16 protein-coding genes and 1 pseudogene are annotated in these 15,461 nt (G+C 70.2%); 11 read left to right on the top strand and 6 right to left on the bottom strand.

The window, feature by feature from the left end:
• Positions 1 to 17: 17 nt before the first annotated feature.
• The 3 genes from ACH5A8_RS04940 to ACH5A8_RS04930 all read left to right on the top strand — a co-directional run bounded on the left by ACH5A8_RS04940 (position 18) and on the right by ACH5A8_RS04930 (position 4,324).
• Positions 18 to 974: a DUF1707 domain-containing protein gene (locus ACH5A8_RS04940; RefSeq protein WP_398997972.1), complete on the top strand. Its 957-nt coding sequence runs from the start codon at positions 18 to 20 to the stop codon at positions 972 to 974.
• A 479-nt stretch (positions 975 to 1,453) separates the two neighbouring features.
• Positions 1,454 to 2,716: a DUF445 domain-containing protein gene (locus ACH5A8_RS04935; protein WP_398998276.1), complete on the top strand. Its 1,263-nt coding sequence runs from the start codon at positions 1,454 to 1,456 to the stop codon at positions 2,714 to 2,716.
• Between the two features lie 87 nt (positions 2,717 to 2,803).
• Complete coding sequence (locus tag ACH5A8_RS04930) at positions 2,804 to 4,324, top strand: MFS transporter (protein ID WP_398997970.1); 1,521 nt, start codon at positions 2,804 to 2,806, stop codon at positions 4,322 to 4,324.
• Between the two features lie 178 nt (positions 4,325 to 4,502).
• Here the strand turns inward: ACH5A8_RS04930 and ACH5A8_RS04925 are convergent, their stop codons facing one another.
• Positions 4,503 to 4,808 carry a hypothetical protein gene (locus ACH5A8_RS04925; RefSeq protein ID WP_398997968.1) on the bottom strand — a complete coding sequence of 102 codons (306 nt, stop codon included), beginning with the start codon at positions 4,806 to 4,808 and terminating at the stop codon, positions 4,503 to 4,505.
• Between the two features lie 311 nt (positions 4,809 to 5,119).
• Here ACH5A8_RS04925 and ACH5A8_RS04920 point away from each other — a divergent pair, with 311 nt between their 5' ends.
• From ACH5A8_RS04920 to ACH5A8_RS04905, 4 genes and pseudogenes are all read left to right on the top strand, one after another.
• A complete protein-coding gene (locus ACH5A8_RS04920) occupies positions 5,120 to 5,593 on the top strand; it encodes a carboxymuconolactone decarboxylase family protein (RefSeq protein ID WP_398997966.1) in 474 nt (157 codons plus the stop codon).
• 166 nt (positions 5,594 to 5,759) lie between these two features.
• Positions 5,760 to 6,230: pseudogene (locus ACH5A8_RS04915) on the top strand (DUF4157 domain-containing protein); the annotation flags it as partial.
• Between the two features lie 227 nt (positions 6,231 to 6,457).
• Positions 6,458 to 7,099, top strand: coding sequence for a hypothetical protein (locus ACH5A8_RS04910; protein ID WP_398998290.1), 642 nt, complete (start codon positions 6,458 to 6,460; stop codon positions 7,097 to 7,099).
• 690 nt (positions 7,100 to 7,789) lie between these two features.
• Positions 7,790 to 8,596, top strand: coding sequence for a DUF6551 family protein (locus ACH5A8_RS04905; RefSeq protein ID WP_396318814.1), 807 nt, complete (start codon positions 7,790 to 7,792; stop codon positions 8,594 to 8,596).
• Between the two features lie 87 nt (positions 8,597 to 8,683).
• On the opposite strand, the gene ACH5A8_RS04900 is transcribed toward ACH5A8_RS04905, so the two are convergent.
• Both ACH5A8_RS04900 and ACH5A8_RS04895 read right to left on the bottom strand, forming a co-directional pair.
• Complete coding sequence (locus ACH5A8_RS04900) at positions 8,684 to 8,881, bottom strand: DUF397 domain-containing protein (protein WP_396318815.1); 198 nt, start codon at positions 8,879 to 8,881, stop codon at positions 8,684 to 8,686.
• Positions 8,878 to 9,726 carry a helix-turn-helix domain-containing protein gene (locus ACH5A8_RS04895; protein WP_398997962.1) on the bottom strand — a complete coding sequence of 283 codons (849 nt, stop codon included), beginning with the start codon at positions 9,724 to 9,726 and terminating at the stop codon, positions 8,878 to 8,880. The genes ACH5A8_RS04900 and ACH5A8_RS04895 overlap by 4 nt, the downstream gene beginning before the upstream one ends.
• Here ACH5A8_RS04895 and ACH5A8_RS04890 point away from each other — a divergent pair.
• Complete coding sequence (locus ACH5A8_RS04890; protein WP_398997961.1) at positions 9,620 to 10,609, top strand: ATP-binding protein; 990 nt, start codon at positions 9,620 to 9,622, stop codon at positions 10,607 to 10,609. The two genes, ACH5A8_RS04895 and ACH5A8_RS04890, sit on opposite strands and share 107 nt — an antisense overlap.
• Positions 10,610 to 10,791: 182 nt before the next feature.
• On the opposite strand, the gene ACH5A8_RS04885 is transcribed toward ACH5A8_RS04890, so the two are convergent.
• The 3 genes from ACH5A8_RS04885 to ACH5A8_RS04875 all read right to left on the bottom strand — a co-directional run bounded on the left by ACH5A8_RS04885 (position 10,792) and on the right by ACH5A8_RS04875 (position 12,517).
• Positions 10,792 to 11,031, bottom strand: coding sequence for a hypothetical protein (locus ACH5A8_RS04885; RefSeq protein WP_396318846.1), 240 nt, complete (start codon positions 11,029 to 11,031; stop codon positions 10,792 to 10,794).
• A 33-nt stretch (positions 11,032 to 11,064) separates the two neighbouring features.
• Entirely contained in the window at positions 11,065 to 11,340 is a 276-nt protein-coding gene (locus ACH5A8_RS04880; protein ID WP_398997958.1) for a hypothetical protein, read from the bottom strand.
• A gap of 109 nt (positions 11,341 to 11,449) precedes the next feature.
• Positions 11,450 to 12,517: an SEC-C domain-containing protein gene (locus ACH5A8_RS04875; protein ID WP_398997956.1), complete on the bottom strand. Its 1,068-nt coding sequence runs from the start codon at positions 12,515 to 12,517 to the stop codon at positions 11,450 to 11,452.
• Positions 12,518 to 12,731: 214 nt separating this feature from the next.
• On the opposite strand from ACH5A8_RS04875, the gene ACH5A8_RS04870 reads away from it, so the two are divergent.
• From ACH5A8_RS04870 to ACH5A8_RS04860, 3 genes are all read left to right on the top strand, one after another.
• Positions 12,732 to 13,985 carry an amidohydrolase gene (locus ACH5A8_RS04870; protein ID WP_398997954.1) on the top strand — a complete coding sequence of 418 codons (1,254 nt, stop codon included), beginning with the start codon at positions 12,732 to 12,734 and terminating at the stop codon, positions 13,983 to 13,985.
• A 127-nt stretch (positions 13,986 to 14,112) separates the two neighbouring features.
• Positions 14,113 to 14,439 carry a DUF6412 domain-containing protein gene (locus ACH5A8_RS04865; RefSeq protein ID WP_398997952.1) on the top strand — a complete coding sequence of 109 codons (327 nt, stop codon included), beginning with the start codon at positions 14,113 to 14,115 and terminating at the stop codon, positions 14,437 to 14,439.
• 272 nt (positions 14,440 to 14,711) lie between these two features.
• Complete coding sequence (locus tag ACH5A8_RS04860; RefSeq protein WP_398997950.1) at positions 14,712 to 15,449, top strand: YidC/Oxa1 family membrane protein insertase; 738 nt, start codon at positions 14,712 to 14,714, stop codon at positions 15,447 to 15,449.
• Positions 15,450 to 15,461 lie beyond the last annotated feature (12 nt).

Here is a 15,461-nt window from a genome sequence, read left to right as displayed (position 1 = left end):
CTCGTAGGCTTCTGTGCATGACCGACGCCGTGCCCTCCGAGGGAAGCGACCACCAGCGGCTGGCGCCGCAGAACTCCCGCCCTGTGGCCGGGCAGTTGCGCGCCTCCGACGCCGACCGTGAACGAGTCGCCGAGATCCTGCGGGACGCGCTCGCCGAAGGCCGCCTGGACATGGCGGAGTTCGAGGAGCGGCTGGAGGCGACGTACAGCGCGCGCACGTACGGCGAGCTGGAGCCGATCACCAGTGACCTGCCGGACGCGGGTGCGGCGGCGGCCCCCGTGATGCCGTCGGTGTCGCTGCGCAAGGAGCCGGTGCGGGACGGGAGTTGGCTGAGCCGGATCACCGGCGGCGAGGGGTCGTCGTCGTGGGCGGTCGCCGTCATGGCCGGCTTCCAGCGCAAGGGCACCTGGACCGTGCCGAAGCGGTTCAACGCCTTCGCCTTCTGGGGCGGCGGCGAGATCGACCTGCGCGAGGCGAACTTCGCCGACCGCGAGGTCGAGATCAACTGCGTGGCGATCATGGGCGGGGTGCAGGTGATCGTGCCGCCCGGCGTCGAGGTCGTCGTGCGCGGCATCGGCGTCATGGGCGGGTTCGACCACCGTGAGGAGGGCGTGCCGGGAGAGCCGGGCGCCCCGCGTGTGATCGTGACGGGCTTCGCGTTCTGGGGCGGTGTGGGCGTCGAGCGCAAGCTCACCCGCGCGGAGCGGCTCCGGCAGAAGGAGGCGCGCCGCCAGGAGAAGCTGGAGCGACGGGCCGAGCGCCGTCAGCTGCACGAGGCGCGCCGCGAGGACCTGCTGGATCAGCACCGCGAGCGCCTGGAGCAGCACCTGGACCGCTGGGACCACCACCGGGAGCGCCGGGAGGCCCAGCGGGAGCGCTGGGAGGAGCGCCTGGAGGAGCGGCTGGAGCGCTGGGAGGAGCGCCGGGACCGCTGGGAGGGCCGCCGGGGGCGCCGCGGTCACCACGGCCACTAGATCCGTTCGCTTCCGTCCTCCGCGCCGTCCGTCCTCCGTCCCCTGCGCTCCGTCCTCTGCGCTCCGCTCACCTTCCGATCCGTCCCGTCCCGTCCCGTCGCGTCGTCGCGTCCCTTTCCTTCCGCTCTCCTCCCGCTCTCCCTTCTTCTCCTCTTTCGGGTGATGCCGGGAACTCCTGTTCCGTTCCGGGAGTAGGTCAGGAGGGGACAATGGGGCGCGGACGTGCGCGGGTCGTGTGCGGGAACACGGAACGGGTGGAGCGGATGGAACGAAGGACGCAGACCGGCCGGGAGGCGGAACGGGCCCGGACCGACCGGGACCTCCCGGCCCGGGAAGCCGGACCGGCCGCGGGACTCGGTCCCCTCGCCGGGACCGGCACGGCCTCCGGGACCGACCCGGCCTCCGGGGCGAACTCCGGGGCCGGTGCGGCCGAGGGCGCCGGTCCGGGTGCGGCGGACGCCGCCGCCCCCCGCCGCGCGATGACCGTGTTCAGCCCCGCCGACGAGGAGCGCCGGCGCGGGGTGCGCCGGATGAAGCTGACCGCGACCGGCCTGCTGCTGTTCGTGGCGGTGGTGTACGTCCTCGCCAAGGCGGCGCAGCACAGCGGCGCCGGCGCGTGGGCGGGTTATGTCGCGGCGGCCGCCGAGGCGGGCATGGTGGGCGCGCTGGCCGACTGGTTCGCCGTCACCGCCCTCTTCCGCCACCCGCTCGGCCTGCCCATCCCGCACACCGCGATCATCCCGACCAAGAAGGACCAGCTCGGCGTCTCGCTGGGCGAGTTCGTCGGTGAGAACTTCCTCTCCGAGGACGTGGTGCGCCAGCGGCTGCGCGCGGTCGGCATCGGCAGCCGGCTGGGCGCCTGGCTCGCGCACCCGGAGCACGCCGACCGGGTGACGGCGGAGCTGGCCACCGCGCTGCGCGGCGCGCTGACGGTGCTGCGCGACTCCGACGTGCAGGCGGTGGTCGGGGAGGCGATCACCCGCCGGGCGGCCGTGCAGGAGATCGCGCCCGGTCTCGGCAAGATGCTGGAGCGGATCGTCGCCGACGGCGGCCACCGACGCGTCGTCGACCTGGTCGTCTCCCGGGCGCACGACTGGCTGGTGCTGCACGGCGACTCCGTGATGGACGCGGTGCAGGGCGGCGCGCCCGGCTGGACCCCGAGGTTCGTCGACCGGAAGGTCGGCGAGCGCGTCTACCGTGAGCTCCTGCGCTTCGTCACCGAGATGCGGGACATGCCGGGTCACCCCGCGCGCGGGGCCCTCGACCGCTTCCTGACCGACTTCGCCGCCGACCTCCAGTCCGACAGCGAGACCCGCGCGCGGGTCGAGCGGCTCAAGGGCGAGGTGCTGGGCCGCGGCGAGGTGCAGGACCTGATCGCCTCCGCCTGGACCGCCGTACGGTCCATGATCGTCGCCGCGGCGGAGGACGAGCGCAGCGAGCTGCGGCTGCGCGTGCGGGCCTCGCTGCTGTCCCTGGGCAACCGGATGGCCGAGGATCCCAAGGCGCAGGGCAAGGTCGACCGTTGGGTGGAGGGCGCGGCGGTGTACGTGGTGACGACGTACCGCCGGGAGATCACCTCCCTGATCACCGACACGGTCGCGGGCTGGGACGCCGAGCACACCACCCGCAAGATCGAGGCCCACATCGGCCGTGACCTGCAGTTCATCCGGATCAACGGCACGGTGGTGGGCTCGCTGGCGGGCCTGCTGATCTACACGGTGTCGCGCCTGCTGGGGGCGTAGGCCCTGTCCGGGGCGGCCGTCCCGAGGGCGTGATCCAGCCGCTTCGGGGGCACTCGCATGGCGTTCTGCTCGACGAGGAGGGAGCCCATGGCCAGTGCTGAGGCCGATAGCGGCCGTACCGTGACCACCGACATCCCCGCCAGACTCGACCGTCTCCCGTGGTCACGCTGGCACTGGACGATCGTCATCGGTCTCGGCACGGTGTGGATACTCGACGGCCTGGAGGTCACGGTCGTCGGCAACATCGCCAGCCGGCTGTCGGAGCCCGGCAGCGGTCTGTCGATCAGCTCCGGCCAGGTCACGGGCGTCGCCGCCGCGCTCTACGTGGCGGGCGCCTGCGTCGGCGCCCTGTTCTGGGGCCGGCTGACCGACCGCTACGGCCGCAAGAAGCTGTTCATGATCACCCTGGCGGTGTACCTGGCCGCCACGGCCCTGACGGCGATCTCCTTCGAGGCCTGGTGGTTCTTCCTCTTCCGCTTCCTGACCGGTTTCGGCATCGGCGGCGAGTACGCGGCCATCAACTCCGCCATCGACGAGCTGATCCCCGCGAACTACCGCGGCCGGGTCGACCTGATCATCAACGGCAGCTTCTGGGTGGGCGCGGTCGGCGGTTCGCTGCTGTCGATCCTCGCGCTGAACACCGACTTCCTGGCCGCGAACGTGGGCTGGCGGCTGACGTTCGCGCTCGGCGCCGTCCTCGCGCTGGTGATCCTCCTGGTGCGGCGGCACGTCCCGGAGAGCCCGCGCTGGCTGCTGATCCACGGCAGGGACCGCGAGGCCGAGGAGGTGGTCTCCGGCATCGAACGCGAGGTCGAAAGGGAGCGGGGCGAGTCGCTGCCCGAGCCGCACGGCGAGATCACCATCCACCAGCGCCGCAGCGTCTCCTTCCTGGAGATCGGCCGCACGATCTTCGCCGACTACCGCAAGCGCGCGGTGCTCGGCTTCTCCCTCTTCATCGGCCAGGCCTTCCTCTACAACGCCATCACCTTCGGCTTCGGCGCGATCCTGACCAAGTTCTTCCACGTCCCCTCCGACCACACCGGCTACTACTTCGCCGTCATCGCGGTCGGCAACTTCCTGGGCCCGCTGCTGCTCGGCAAGCTGTTCGACACGGTGGGCCGCCGGGTGATGATCTCCTCGACGTATCTGCTCTCCGGCCTGCTGCTGTTCGGCACGGCCTGGCTGTTCGGCCGCGGCTCGCTGAGCGCGACCACGCTGACGGCGTGCTGGTGCGCGGTGCTGTTCTTCGCCTCGGCGGGCGCCTCCAGCGCGTACCTGACCGTCTCGGAGATCTTCCCGATGGAGACCAGGGCGATGTCCATCGCCTTCTTCTACGCCCTCGGCACCGCGGCCGGCGGCATCAGCGGCCCGGTGCTCTTCGCCGACCTCACCGGCACCGGCAAGGTCGGCGACACGGTCCTCGCCTTCCAGATCGGCGCCGGACTGATGTGCGCGGCGGGCCTGGTGGCCGCCTTCCTCGCGGTCAACGCCGAACGCCGTTCCCTGGAGGACATCGCCAAGCCGCTCACGGCGGTGACGGAGAAGGCGAAGGCGGCGGCCAAGGGCGGCCCCCGCGACGTCACGCCCCCGTCGTCGAGCGCGGCCTGACACAGGTCGTACCCGCCGGACCGGAAGGACCCCTCAGGGGTCACGCGCGTACCCGGGCAGGGGCCGTACACAGGCCCCTGCCCGGGTACGCGCCGGTCCGCACCGGTACGCGCCGGTCCGCACCGGCCGGGCCCCTGCCGGTCCGTGCCGGCCACCCCTACGTCGGGACCCTCGCGGGTTACACGCCGCGCCGGTCGGCGACGGCCCAGGAGGCGAGGGCGACGGCCCCGGCGACCCCGAACACGGACGGCCAGGCGCCCACCTTCTTGGCCAGCGGGTGGGACCCGGCGAACGCGGCGACGTAGGCGGCGGTGAGCGCCCCCGCGGCCTTCCCGCCCGCCTGCCGCCGCCACTGCTGCGCCGCCGCGGCCCCGGCGACGGCCAGTACGGCCCCGCCCAGCTGCCGCTTCTTGGTCCAGCGCGCCACGCCGTACCCGCCGACGAGCCCGCTCGCGGCGACCACTGCCGTAGGAACCTTCGCCATCACTTGCCTCCCGCAGAAACGCAGAACGTGCGTCCGTGTACGGACACCGAACAGAAGCCGAAGTCGAACAAAGCGAGGCTAACCCGCACAAGGACTCGCCCGACGGCCACCCCTCCGGACCCGTCCCCGCGTGATCACACCGGTGAGACGCAGGTCACACGAAGTGCCCGGCGGGTGCTGTCACACATCGAACGCGGGCTCCGTCATACCTGTGCCACCACGGGAACGGCCGAGCGTGAACGAACGGCCGCACAAGGACGAACGGCCGAGCGTGAACGAACGGCCGCACAAGGACGAACAAGGAGCCCACGATGGAACCCCGCATCAACTTCTTCCAGAACGCCGTCGCCGCCAAGTTCCTCCGCTACATCAACTCCGCGGGCAAGGCGGTCTCCGACTCGACGCTCCCGGCCGCGACGCAGGAACTGGTCAAGATCCGCGCCAGCCAGATCAACGGCTGCGGCTTCTGCACCGACATGCACACCAAGGACGCCACGGCCGCCGGCGAGACGGCCCAGCGCCTGCACCTGGTCGCCGCCTGGAGGGAGGCGAAGGTCTTCACCGAGGCCGAGCGCGCGGCCCTGGAACTGGTCGAGCAGGGCACCCGCATCGCCGACGCGGCGGGCGGCGTCCGCGACGACGCCTGGGAGAACGCCGCCAAGCACTACGACGAGGACCAGCTCGCCGCCCTGGTCTCCCTGATCGCCCTCATCAACGCCTACAACCGCGTCAACGTGATCGTCCAGCAGCCGGCGGGCGACTACCAGCCGGGCATGTTCGGCTGAACGGGCGAGGCGTCGCCGCCTCGGGCCGCCGCCGCACAGGGGAGGGCGGCGGCCCGGCCCGCCCCGCCGGGACGGACCACGGCGCAGCCCACCGCCAGGACGACATTGCACTCAGGTCGGCGCATGTTGCCCGTCCGTACCTGGCGCCCGCCGTGCCCCGTCGCGTATGCAGGAGGAGACGAGCAGGCCGGTACCAGGGGGGACTTCCTTGCGCGAGCACGAGAACGCGAAGGGCGCGGAGGCGGCTCGTGGCCGCACCACCGCGCGCAAGCCGACCGCACCCGCCCCGTCCTCGCCGCTGCGCGGGCTGCCCGGCCTCCAGGCCGCGGCCGGGAACACGGCCGTCGTCCAGCTGCTCCACCAGGCCGGCCACTCCTGGGCGCGGGAGGAGCACCGGCACAGCGCCGACTGCGGTCACCAGCGGCCGGCGCCGCCGGTGCAGCGGTCCGCCGTGCACGACGTGCTGCGTACGCCCGGACGCCCGATGGACGACGCCACCCGCACCGACATGGAGTCCCGTCTCGGCGCGGACTTCTCCGACGTCCGCATCCACGCGGACGCCGCCGCGAAGGCCTCCGCCGCCGAGGTCGGCGCCCGCGCCTACACCAGCGGCAACCACGTCGTCCTCGGCGAGGGCGGCGGCGACAAGCACACCCTCGCCCACGAGCTCACCCACGTCATCCAGCAGCGCTCCGGCCCCGTCTCCGGCACGGACAACGGCGACGGACTCCAGGTCTCCGACCCCTCCGACCGCTTCGAACGCGCCGCCGAGGCCAACGCGCAGCGGGTGATGTCCGGCGCCGCGCCCCTGGTCGCCCGGCCGCCGGTCCGGCCCCTAGGGCCGCAGGCGGCGCCGTCCAGCGGATGCCCGCGGCAGGCCCCAGGCTTCAGGAGGCCGGTAGGACATGGTTCCAGGACAACAGCTCAGCGGACTTCTTCGACGACTACACCCGGTTCCTGGACTCGTGCGGCATCAAGAGCGGCGACAGGCTGGCGACCGCGTGGGAGGAGGAGTTCCAGGCGTCTATGCACGCCGTCTGGACCGCGGTCAGGGAGGAGCTGGGCACCGCGCAGGCCCAGGAGGCGGCCAACGCCGCACAAGAGGCCGACACCCGCAGGCAGAGCACCCGGGCCGACCGGCGCGACACCTGGACCATGACCGGTGACATCCTCTACCTCAACGGCGTCGGCTTCCAGAGCGGTGACGCCAACATCGAGGAGCAGGTCAGGCGCAACCAGGTCAGGGTCAACACGGCGGCCGGCCACGTCGAACCGGTCCTCAACCAGCGCTACCACGTCCACGCCAGCGGCGGCTCGCACGGCGCGGCGATCGTCTTCCTCCTCGACGCCGACTTCCGCGTCCGCCCCTGCATCTACGACTACGCGTCCACCCGCAGCGACAACAAGTACAAGTGGTGGAACGGCGGCACCGACTACAACAGCTCGGCGAACGTCCCCGACCTCCAGGCCTCCATCGACCGAGTGGGCCAGCTGGGCGGCGGCTGAGAACATCTGCGGATCACCGCCTCGTTGGGCCATTTCGTAACCGGGCACTTTCTGGCGATGTGAGTGGGCAGTTCGGTCGCCGCCCCTCGCCAAGAACGAGGCGGCGACCGCCAGTCGGCCGTAGGCGTGCCGCACTGGGTAGTGACCGTGCCAGGCGTCTACACACCTCAAGGACGTACCACGCTGAGTTCGCCCCAAGAACCAATGACTGGCATGACTTCGCAGTACTAGGCCCTTCTTTCGTGATGGGCAGGCATCTTGGTCAGGCGTTCCTGCTGCCTTGCTCTGAGCGAGCGAACACAGGAGTGGACTGGTCATTGAAAGGCATCCTGCCGTCTGTGAAATCTGCGCTTTCCGCCTGATAGATGACGCAATGTCCTGTGTTGGTGGCGGCGTGGAAAGATAGGAAAGGGCTGTCTCCTGTCCACCGGTTACGTGAGGCAGGGCGATGGACGAAAGGCGCGAAAGGCGCACGTTGTAGCGAGATTTATGACCTTTGTCAACGATTTGCTCAGTCAGATCCCGTCGCATGAAGTGCGCACCGTTGTGCCGTTCCTGGCTCATTGGGGGCGTGAGCGCTAAAAATTTGGCTGCTATGTGCGCGATGAGATGATTAAATTGCGCCACCGCTGTCTGTCATCAGCCTGACACACGGTCAATCTCTCGTTGAGCGGCATCTGGAGGGTCGGCATGCCTAAGTACACCTATGACCTGCCCAAGCATGAAGTTGACCACGGTGTGGAGGTGAAGATCGCCGACCTGCTCATCGATGCCAAGGCGCAGCGCACGTTGAACGAGCGTCGCGCCCAGACGATCGCGAACAACCTGGTGCGAGAGGCAATCGGGACGATTATCGTCTCTGAGCGCGAGGACGGCTCTCGCTACATTGTCGATGGGCAGCACCGCAAGCGCGCTTCCGAACTGGCGGGTCTCGAGACCATTAGGGCGGACATCCACTACGGACTCACGCAGGAGCAGGAGGCCATCCTCTTCCTGATCAAGAACCGTGAGTCCCACAAGCCGCGTCCGATCGATGAGTACCACGTCGGTCTCACGGGTGGGGTGCCGCTGTTCGTCGACACGGACCGTGTTCTCACATCCCACAACTTGAGCCTGGGTTCATCCTCCACCAACAGTGTCGGTGCGGTATCGGGCGTGCTGCAAATCACGGACCGATACGGAGCGGATGTGCTTGATCGCACGCTCACCATCGCGGAGGAAGCGTGGGGGCGCTCCGCTGAGTCCTGGGATGGAATGCTTCTGGGTGGCATCGGCATGTTCATCGGCCGCCATGGCGACGCCGTCAATGACGTGGAGCTCGCGAAGAAGCTCGAGCGCACCGGTACGGCTGCCAAGTGGCGCTCTCAGATTCTGAGCACCTCGTCCAACGGCGGCTTCAACAACAGCGGGACGGGCAGCAGGATCAGCGTCTCTTACCGGCTAGTCCTGGACGCGTGGAACAGGGGACGGCGATCCAGTAACCGGATTGAGGGCTGAGGGCGGCGCGTAACCTCAGCCTCGCCATCTCAAGCGGGGTCTGGCCTCATATGCCGGGCCCCGTTTGACGTGCTGTTGCGTAGACGCTCACCAGAGCTCGCCTTGCCTCATAGCCTGGATGAACATGTGCCACGTCATTGGCTGAACACGGATGGCCCGCTTTCCTCCTTGCTTCGAGTCGCGTATGAGCGTGCCGTCATCGCCGTGCGCACACTCCACACACTCCGTACCGCTACCTCCGCTGTAGGAGGATTTGAACCAATAGGGCTCGGGCGATGTCGTCATCGAGGCTCCTTGGCGATCCGACCGATGAGTCCGGCCGTGGACTCAAAATCGAGCGCCTGTGCGCTGAGGTACTGGAACGCCAACCTATAACGCTCCAACTCCTGCGGCTTCTCCATGAACAGTCCACCGCCAAGGATGTCCACATATACGACGTCTAATTCGGAAGCCTGCCCGCGTAGCACAGCGAAGCTACCTACGGCCGCCGCGTGAGCCCCACGCGCGAATGGCAGGACTTGGATGGTGATGTGCGGCCGTAGGGACATAACGAGTACGTGCTCCAGTTGCTCTCGCATGACCTCTCGACCACCGACCTGTCGCCGGACTGCTGCCTCGTCGATCACGCACCAGATGTGCGGAGGGTCCTCGCGATCCAGCAACTCCTGCCGCTTCATGCGGATGTCGACCATGTGCTGGACCTCGCGCTCCTCGCACCGTACTTCCGAAGCCCTGTGTACGGCCTCGGCGTAGGCGCGGGTCTGAAGCAGGCCAGGGATATACATGCAGGCATAGTGGTCCTCGCGTACGACCTCGTCTTCGAGAGTCAGCATGAGGTTCATGGACTCAGGGATGGGGTCGGCGAGGGACCGCCACCATCCTTGGATCTTTGCACCCTTGGCCAGCTCGACGAGTGCCTCACGCTCCTCGTCCGTGGCCTCGTACTGACGACACAGGGCGTCGACGGCCGGCCACTTGACCGTGCCTTCTTTAGTCTCGTAACGGCTCAGTGTCGCCTTGGAGATGCCGACTGCGGCCCCCGCCTCCTCCAGGGTCAGCCCCTTCTGTTCCCGGAGTCGCCGCAGATCAGCACCCAGTTGGCGCCTGCGTGTGGTGGGTCCTAATGCCATGTCAGCGGCTCCTTCGGGTCGGTGGGAGGAATCGTCGTCCTTCTGTGAGGGGAAGGGCAAGGAGGTGTGCGCCGGGAGCGCGCGGCATGTGGCCGCACTCCTGCGGGCAGGGCGTGAGAGTTTCATTTTGAGAGTTTCAATGCCACGCTGTGTGGTCATGGGAACACGAAAAGTGCTGAACATTGACGGTTGCGTGGGTGGTGGAGCGCCGGACTCTATGTCCGCACCCGGGGGCCCCACAGTGGGGGGCGGAAGGAGGGTGTGGAGGCTGCCCTTCTCGGCAGAGGCGGGGGATGTTGCTGGGCTACGTCGTTTTCTGCGGCTGCACTTGGAGCTCTGGGACGCACAAGAACTCAGTGACGTTGCTCAGTTGTGCGTCAGTGAACTGGTCGCGAACGTCATCAAGCATGTGGGACCCGGGACCCCAAGCCTCCTTGTCGTCTCGATGGAGGGCACGCGCTTGCGTATCGAGGTCCATGATCCCGATGCTCGCGCCTTGCCGGTGCTGAACGATGCGGATTTGGACGCTGTGACGGGGCGAGGCATGGCGCTCGTGAACGCCATCGCTGACCGTTGGGGTGTGGATCTCGCAGCCGGGCGCAAGTCAACGTGGTGCGAACTCAGCACGGGGAACAACGATATGAAGAGGCGTGTCGCTGCGCCTCGTGTGACCCGCGCGGCTGACATGCTGGGGTTCTATGCGTGCATGGCGATGCCGAAGCAGGGCCTGGCGCTCAGTCGACTGGGTGTGACAGTCGCGGAGGAGGCGGCGATCGACGTCATCACCGATCTTCTCCACTGGTTTCGTGCCCACGGCCAGGATCCCGATGATGTGCTGAATTGGGCCCAAACTCGTTTTGAGGCGGAGGGTGAAGCCCGCTGATCGCCAGCATGGTGATTCGCAGATCGGCCTGGTGTGACGACGAGTACGAGTACCGACTCCCGCTGCTGTGGCGAGCCACTTGCGGGAGTCGACAACCGTCACTCCCGAGATCCCGGCCAGGGTGTTGGGCTAGCTTGACGCACATAGGTCACGCGGCAGTGACAACACCAGCGAAGTGCGCTTCAGGGGGTAAGGCCGGGGAACGCCTCTGAGATGATCTCGAGCAACTTACGAGCCGAGTCGGCGTCAAGTTGGACGGTTTGACTGATCTTGCCTTGGATCTGCCGCTCGGGGGATCCATAGGTGTCCAGTTGCAGAACGCGACGACCCCCTACCGTGAAACTGCGATAACCGCAGGAGACAGGGCCGTGTAGTTGCTGTGTATCAGAGGGGACCTGCTGGAACTCTTTGATCAGGGCCATGATGACACCCTGCCTGAGAGCGCTGGCTCCTGTCTACGTCAAAGGGTTCAGGGGGACCTGGCGGTAGGTGTGGTCGGCGGGGGCGTCCGGGTGGCCGAGGGGCGGGGCCTGGTAGCGGATCTGGGGCGGGTGGTAGGACGGGCCGATGCGGCGGGCGTCGTTGGCCACCTCGCCCGTGGTGCGGACGCCGGGCACGCCCAGCAGGCGCAGGGAGCGGCGGGCACGCAGGGCGGCGTGGGCGCCGTGAGCGCCGATAAGCACGCAGGCGGCGGCGAAGAGGAGCCAGAGGGTGAGCCAGGGGTGGTTCACGGGTGGCTCCTCCGGCGCGTCGTCGCGGCGCGCTCGTCCGTCCCCGGTGTCCGGGGGCGGATGTGCTCGGCGCGGCTGGGTGGGGTGTGCTGCTGGGCGCGTCCGGGGGTCAGGTCAGTTCGGTCGGGGCGGGGGTGCCGTGGCACTCCCCGTACGCCGTGCCCGAGCCGCACCAGCAGGATGCGTCTCGCTGGGGTGGCCAGGCGACCGCCCGGCCCCTGGCCGCCAGGGTCGTCGCGTACTGGGGGAGGAGCGTCGGGTCCGACGGAGACGTGGCCTCCGAGGCTGCGAAGGCCTCGTAGGAGGGGACCGTGCCGGTGACGATGCCCAGGTTCGGGGTGCCGGAGGCGGACAGTTCCCGTAGCGACGCCTCTATCGTCGCGAGGTGGGTCTCGTGGGTCGGGTACTCCGTGGTGAGGCCGGGGTAGGCCGTGAGGAGTTCGTCCAGTTCGGCCGCCGGCCAGTGCAGGACCGCCACCGGGAAGGGGCGGGAGAGGGCCTCGCGGTAGGCGCCCAGTTCGGCGCGCAGGCGGGTGATCTCCGCCTTCAGCTCCGCCGGGTTCTCCGAGCCGAGGGACCAGACGCGCTTGGGGTCGTGGAGCTCGTCCAGGGAGACCGGCGAGGAGTGGAGGGCGTCGGCCAGGGTGTCCCAGTCGTCGTGGGCCGCGCCCAGCATGCGGCGGACGCGGTGGCGGCCGTAGAGGAGGGGATGGGTGGCGTACGGGGGTTCCTGGACGTCGGCGAGGAGCAGGTCCACCGCCTCAGTGAACGTCTTGTGCGCCGCCTCCAGCTCGTCGTGGGCCTCCAGGGACTCCGCGACGATCACCCAGGGGGCCGGGTCGCGCGGGGCGGTGGTGCGGATGCCGTCGATGATGGCCCTGGCCTCGGCCTCGTGGTCGTACTCCCAGAGGTTGGCGGCCTTCAGGGCGCGGACCAGCGAGGCGTTGTCCAGGGTGTCGGGGGAGGACAGCAGGCGGTCGTAGAGCGTGGTCGCGGCGGGGCGGTCGCCGGACAGTTCCCGGTGGGCCGCGGCCCGCAGGAGGAGGGCTTCGGCGTCCTCGGGGTACAGGCCGGCGGTCCGCTCCAGGCGGGCCGCCTCGGCGGCATGATCGACGTTTCCGGCGGTCTCGGCGTCAGCGGTGGTCTCGGCGGTCTGGGCGGGCGTGTCGGGGCGCATGGGGGACACCGTAGCGCCGGACGGTGACAAAAAGGAGGTATCTGCAGGCCAGGGCGAGGGCGGAAGGGCGCCGGCCGGCTCGCGCCGCCGCTCGGATTGCCCGGGCCGGGGCGGCGGCTACGCTCGGATCAAGGCCGCGGTGGCCTGCCGGAGCCGCGGTGACCCTCCCGTGGTACGGGCCGGTCGGGCCGCCCAACAACGTACGGGAGCTGCCATGACCGACCCCGCCCGCACCGTGCTCGCCGGCCTCGACGGCGTCCGCGCCGATCTGGAGGCCCTCTACAAGGACCTGCACCAGCACCCCGAACTCGGTCTGCGGGAGCACCGTACGGCGGGCAAGGCGGCCGACGCCCTGCGCGAGGCCGGTTACCGGGTGACCGAGGGCGTCGGCGGGACCGGCGTCGTCGCCGTGCTGGCCAACGGCGACGGGCCGACCGTGATGGCCCGCGCCGACATGGACGCGCTCCCGGTGCGCGAACGCACCGGCCTGCCCTACGCCTCCACCGTCACCGACACCGACGACGGCGCCGAGCAGCCGGTGATGCACGCCTGCGGCCACGACGTGCACGTCACCAGCCTGGTCGGCTGCGCGCGCCTGCTCGCCGCGGGCAAGGACGCCTGGCGGGGCACCTTCGTGGCGCTCTTCCAGCCCTCGGAGGAGAAGGGCGACGGCGCCGACGCGATGATCGCCGACGGGCTGACCGAGCGGTCGCCCCGCCCCGACGTCGTGCTCGCCCAGCACGTCCTGCCCCTCCCGGCCGGCTACGTCGGCACCCGCCCCGGACCGTTCCTGTCGGCCGCCGACAGCCTGCGCGTCACCGTCCACGGGCGCAGCGCGCACGGCTCCTCGCCGCAGAACGCGGTGGACCCCGTGGTGATGGCCGCGATGATCGTCGTACGGCTGCAGACCATCGTCTCGCGCGAACTGGCCGCCACCACCCCCGCCGTCGTCACCGTCGGCAGCATCCACGCCGGAGCCAGCCCCAACGTCATCCCCGACAGCGCCGTCATCCAGCTCAACGTCCGCACCTACGACGAGACCACCCGCGCCCGGGTGCTGCGGGCGGTGGAACGGATCGTCAGGGCCGAGTGCCAGGCGTCCGGGGCGCCGAAGGAACCCGAGTTCGAGACCGTCGCCACCTTCCCGCCCACCGTCAACGACGACGCCACCACCCGCCGCGTCGCCGAGGCGTTCGCCGCCCACTTCGGCGACGACGCGCACACCGTCGGCCTGCACACCGCCAGCGAGGACATGAGCAAGATCCCCGAGGCGTTCGGGGCGCCCTTCACCTACTGGGCCATCGGCGGCATCGACCCCGACCGGTACGCCGAGGCCGCCGCGAAGGGCACCGTCGACCAGGACATCCCGGTCAACCACAGCCCCCGTTTCGCCCCCGTCGTCCAGCCCACCCTGGACACCGGCGTCCGCGCCCTGACCACCGCGGCCCTCGCCTGGCTCGGAGCCTGACCCCGGGGCAGGGGTGCCGTCGGGCACACCGTCCCTGCCCCGCGCGCCGATCCTGTACAAGAGAATCCTGTATAAGAGAAGGTGAGATGAAGGACGAGCCACGTGCGCGTGGGGGAGGGAGCCGGTCGTGATCCGTGACCGGGCCGGGCTGCGCCCCGCCGTGCCGCTCCTCCTGTCGCTCGTGCTCCTCCAGCTCGCCCTGCTCGACGCCGGCGGCCTCTACGGCGCCGTGGCGCTCGCCGCGACCGCGACCACCGCCGCCGGTGCGGCGCTCGTCGTCTGCGCCCTGCTCACCTCGCGCTGCGCGCCCGCCGTGCCGCGCACCCGGGTGCGTACGGCGATCCGCGACCGGGACCGGCGTACGGCCTTCCTGCCGCAGCGCGATCCCGACGCCGCGGGCCGGCGACGGCCCCGGGCCCCCGGACACGCCCTTCTGACGACCGCCGCCGCGTAAGGCGCGCACCAGCGGTTCTCCTTTTCCGCCGCTGACGCCTGATCCCGCGCGGTCGTCATGCCGCCATGTCCGCTCCTGCGCGGCCACCTGGCGCTTCCTCGCGCGTCCTCGCGCTTTCCACGCGTCCGCCTACGCGTTCGCCCGTGCGTGCGACGCATGCGTGCGCTCACGCATGCGTCACCGCCCGCGTGGTCCGCGCGTTCTTCCGCGTGCTCCGCATCCGCGCCCTTTCCGCGCGCCCGGCACGACGAGACCCCCCGGAGGGCTCCCTCATGTCCGTCTTCTTCTCCTTCTTCGCGCAGCTCGTCGACCACCTCGCCGAACTGCTCCAGCCCCTGTTCCACGCGTCCTCGGCCGCCGCCGCGATCGTGCTGTTCACCGCGCTCGTACGGCTGCTGGTCCATCCGCTCTCCCGCGCCTCCGCGCGCGGACAGAAGGCGCAGGCGGCGCTGAGGCCCCGGATCGCCGAGTTGCGGACCAAGTACCGCAAGGACCCCGAGCGGCTCCAGAAGGCGGTGCTCGAACTGCACGCCGCGGAGAAGGTGTCGCCGCTGTCGGGCTGCCTGCCGAACCTGCTCCAGATGCCCGCCTTCTTCCTGCTCTACCACCTGTTCTCCAGCACGACGATCGGCGGCGAGGGCAACGGGCTGCTCGGGCACCGGCTGTTCGCCGCGCCGCTCGGCGGCCGGTGGAGCGACGCCCTGGCCGACGGTGGGCTGTTCGGGGCGGCCGGCATCGTCTACCTCGGGCTGTTCGCGGTCGTGGCCGTCGTCGCCGGGTTCAACTTCCGGCGCGCCCGGCGGACCGGCGGGGCCGACGCGGCCGGGGCGGCCGGCGGCGCTCTCGGCGGGGGTGAGCCGGTGCCGGGGATCGCGGCGGTCGGGAAGGTGATGCCGTTCCTGTCCTTCGGGACGCTCGTCACCGTGGCCGTCGTGCCGCTGGCCGCCGCCCTGTACGTGGTGACCAGCACGGCGTGGACCGCCGTCGAACGGGCCCTGCTCCTTCGCTGAGCGTGGGCGGGG

The sequence above is a fragment of the Streptomyces sp. NPDC018610 genome (genome assembly GCF_044391765.1).
In the GTDB taxonomy this organism is placed as follows: Bacteria; Actinomycetota; Actinomycetes; order Streptomycetales; family Streptomycetaceae; genus Streptomyces.
Note: the sequence above shows the minus strand (reverse complement) of the source record. Positions and strands in the feature narration are given on the sequence as shown.

Bases quoted from the DNA above. Each gene is read 5' to 3' on its own strand.
- ACH5A8_RS04900 (WP_396318815.1), bottom strand. From the start codon at position 8,881: ATGACGACATCGCCCGAGCCCTATTGGTTCAAATCCTCCTACAGCGGA.
- ACH5A8_RS04920 (WP_398997966.1), top strand. From the start codon at position 5,120: ATGGAACCCCGCATCAACTTCTTCCAGAACGCCGTCGCCGCCAAGTTC.
- ACH5A8_RS04935 (WP_398998276.1), top strand. From the start codon at position 1,454: ATGACCGTGTTCAGCCCCGCCGACGAGGAGCGCCGGCGCGGGGTGCGC.
- ACH5A8_RS04895 (WP_398997962.1), bottom strand. From the start codon at position 9,726: ATGGCATTAGGACCCACCACACGCAGGCGCCAACTGGGTGCTGATCTG.
- ACH5A8_RS04910 (WP_398998290.1), top strand. From the start codon at position 6,458: ATGCCCGCGGCAGGCCCCAGGCTTCAGGAGGCCGGTAGGACATGGTTC.
- ACH5A8_RS04860 (WP_398997950.1), top strand. From the start codon at position 14,712: ATGTCCGTCTTCTTCTCCTTCTTCGCGCAGCTCGTCGACCACCTCGCC.
- ACH5A8_RS04875 (WP_398997956.1), bottom strand. From the start codon at position 12,517: ATGCGCCCCGACACGCCCGCCCAGACCGCCGAGACCACCGCTGACGCC.
- ACH5A8_RS04890 (WP_398997961.1), top strand. From the start codon at position 9,620: ATGCCGACTGCGGCCCCCGCCTCCTCCAGGGTCAGCCCCTTCTGTTCC.
- ACH5A8_RS04930 (WP_398997970.1), top strand. From the start codon at position 2,804: ATGGCCAGTGCTGAGGCCGATAGCGGCCGTACCGTGACCACCGACATC.
- ACH5A8_RS04925 (WP_398997968.1), bottom strand. From the start codon at position 4,808: ATGGCGAAGGTTCCTACGGCAGTGGTCGCCGCGAGCGGGCTCGTCGGC.
- ACH5A8_RS04905 (WP_396318814.1), top strand. From the start codon at position 7,790: ATGCCTAAGTACACCTATGACCTGCCCAAGCATGAAGTTGACCACGGT.
- ACH5A8_RS04885 (WP_396318846.1), bottom strand. From the start codon at position 11,031: ATGGCCCTGATCAAAGAGTTCCAGCAGGTCCCCTCTGATACACAGCAA.
- ACH5A8_RS04940 (WP_398997972.1), top strand. From the start codon at position 18: ATGACCGACGCCGTGCCCTCCGAGGGAAGCGACCACCAGCGGCTGGCG.
- ACH5A8_RS04870 (WP_398997954.1), top strand. From the start codon at position 12,732: ATGACCGACCCCGCCCGCACCGTGCTCGCCGGCCTCGACGGCGTCCGC.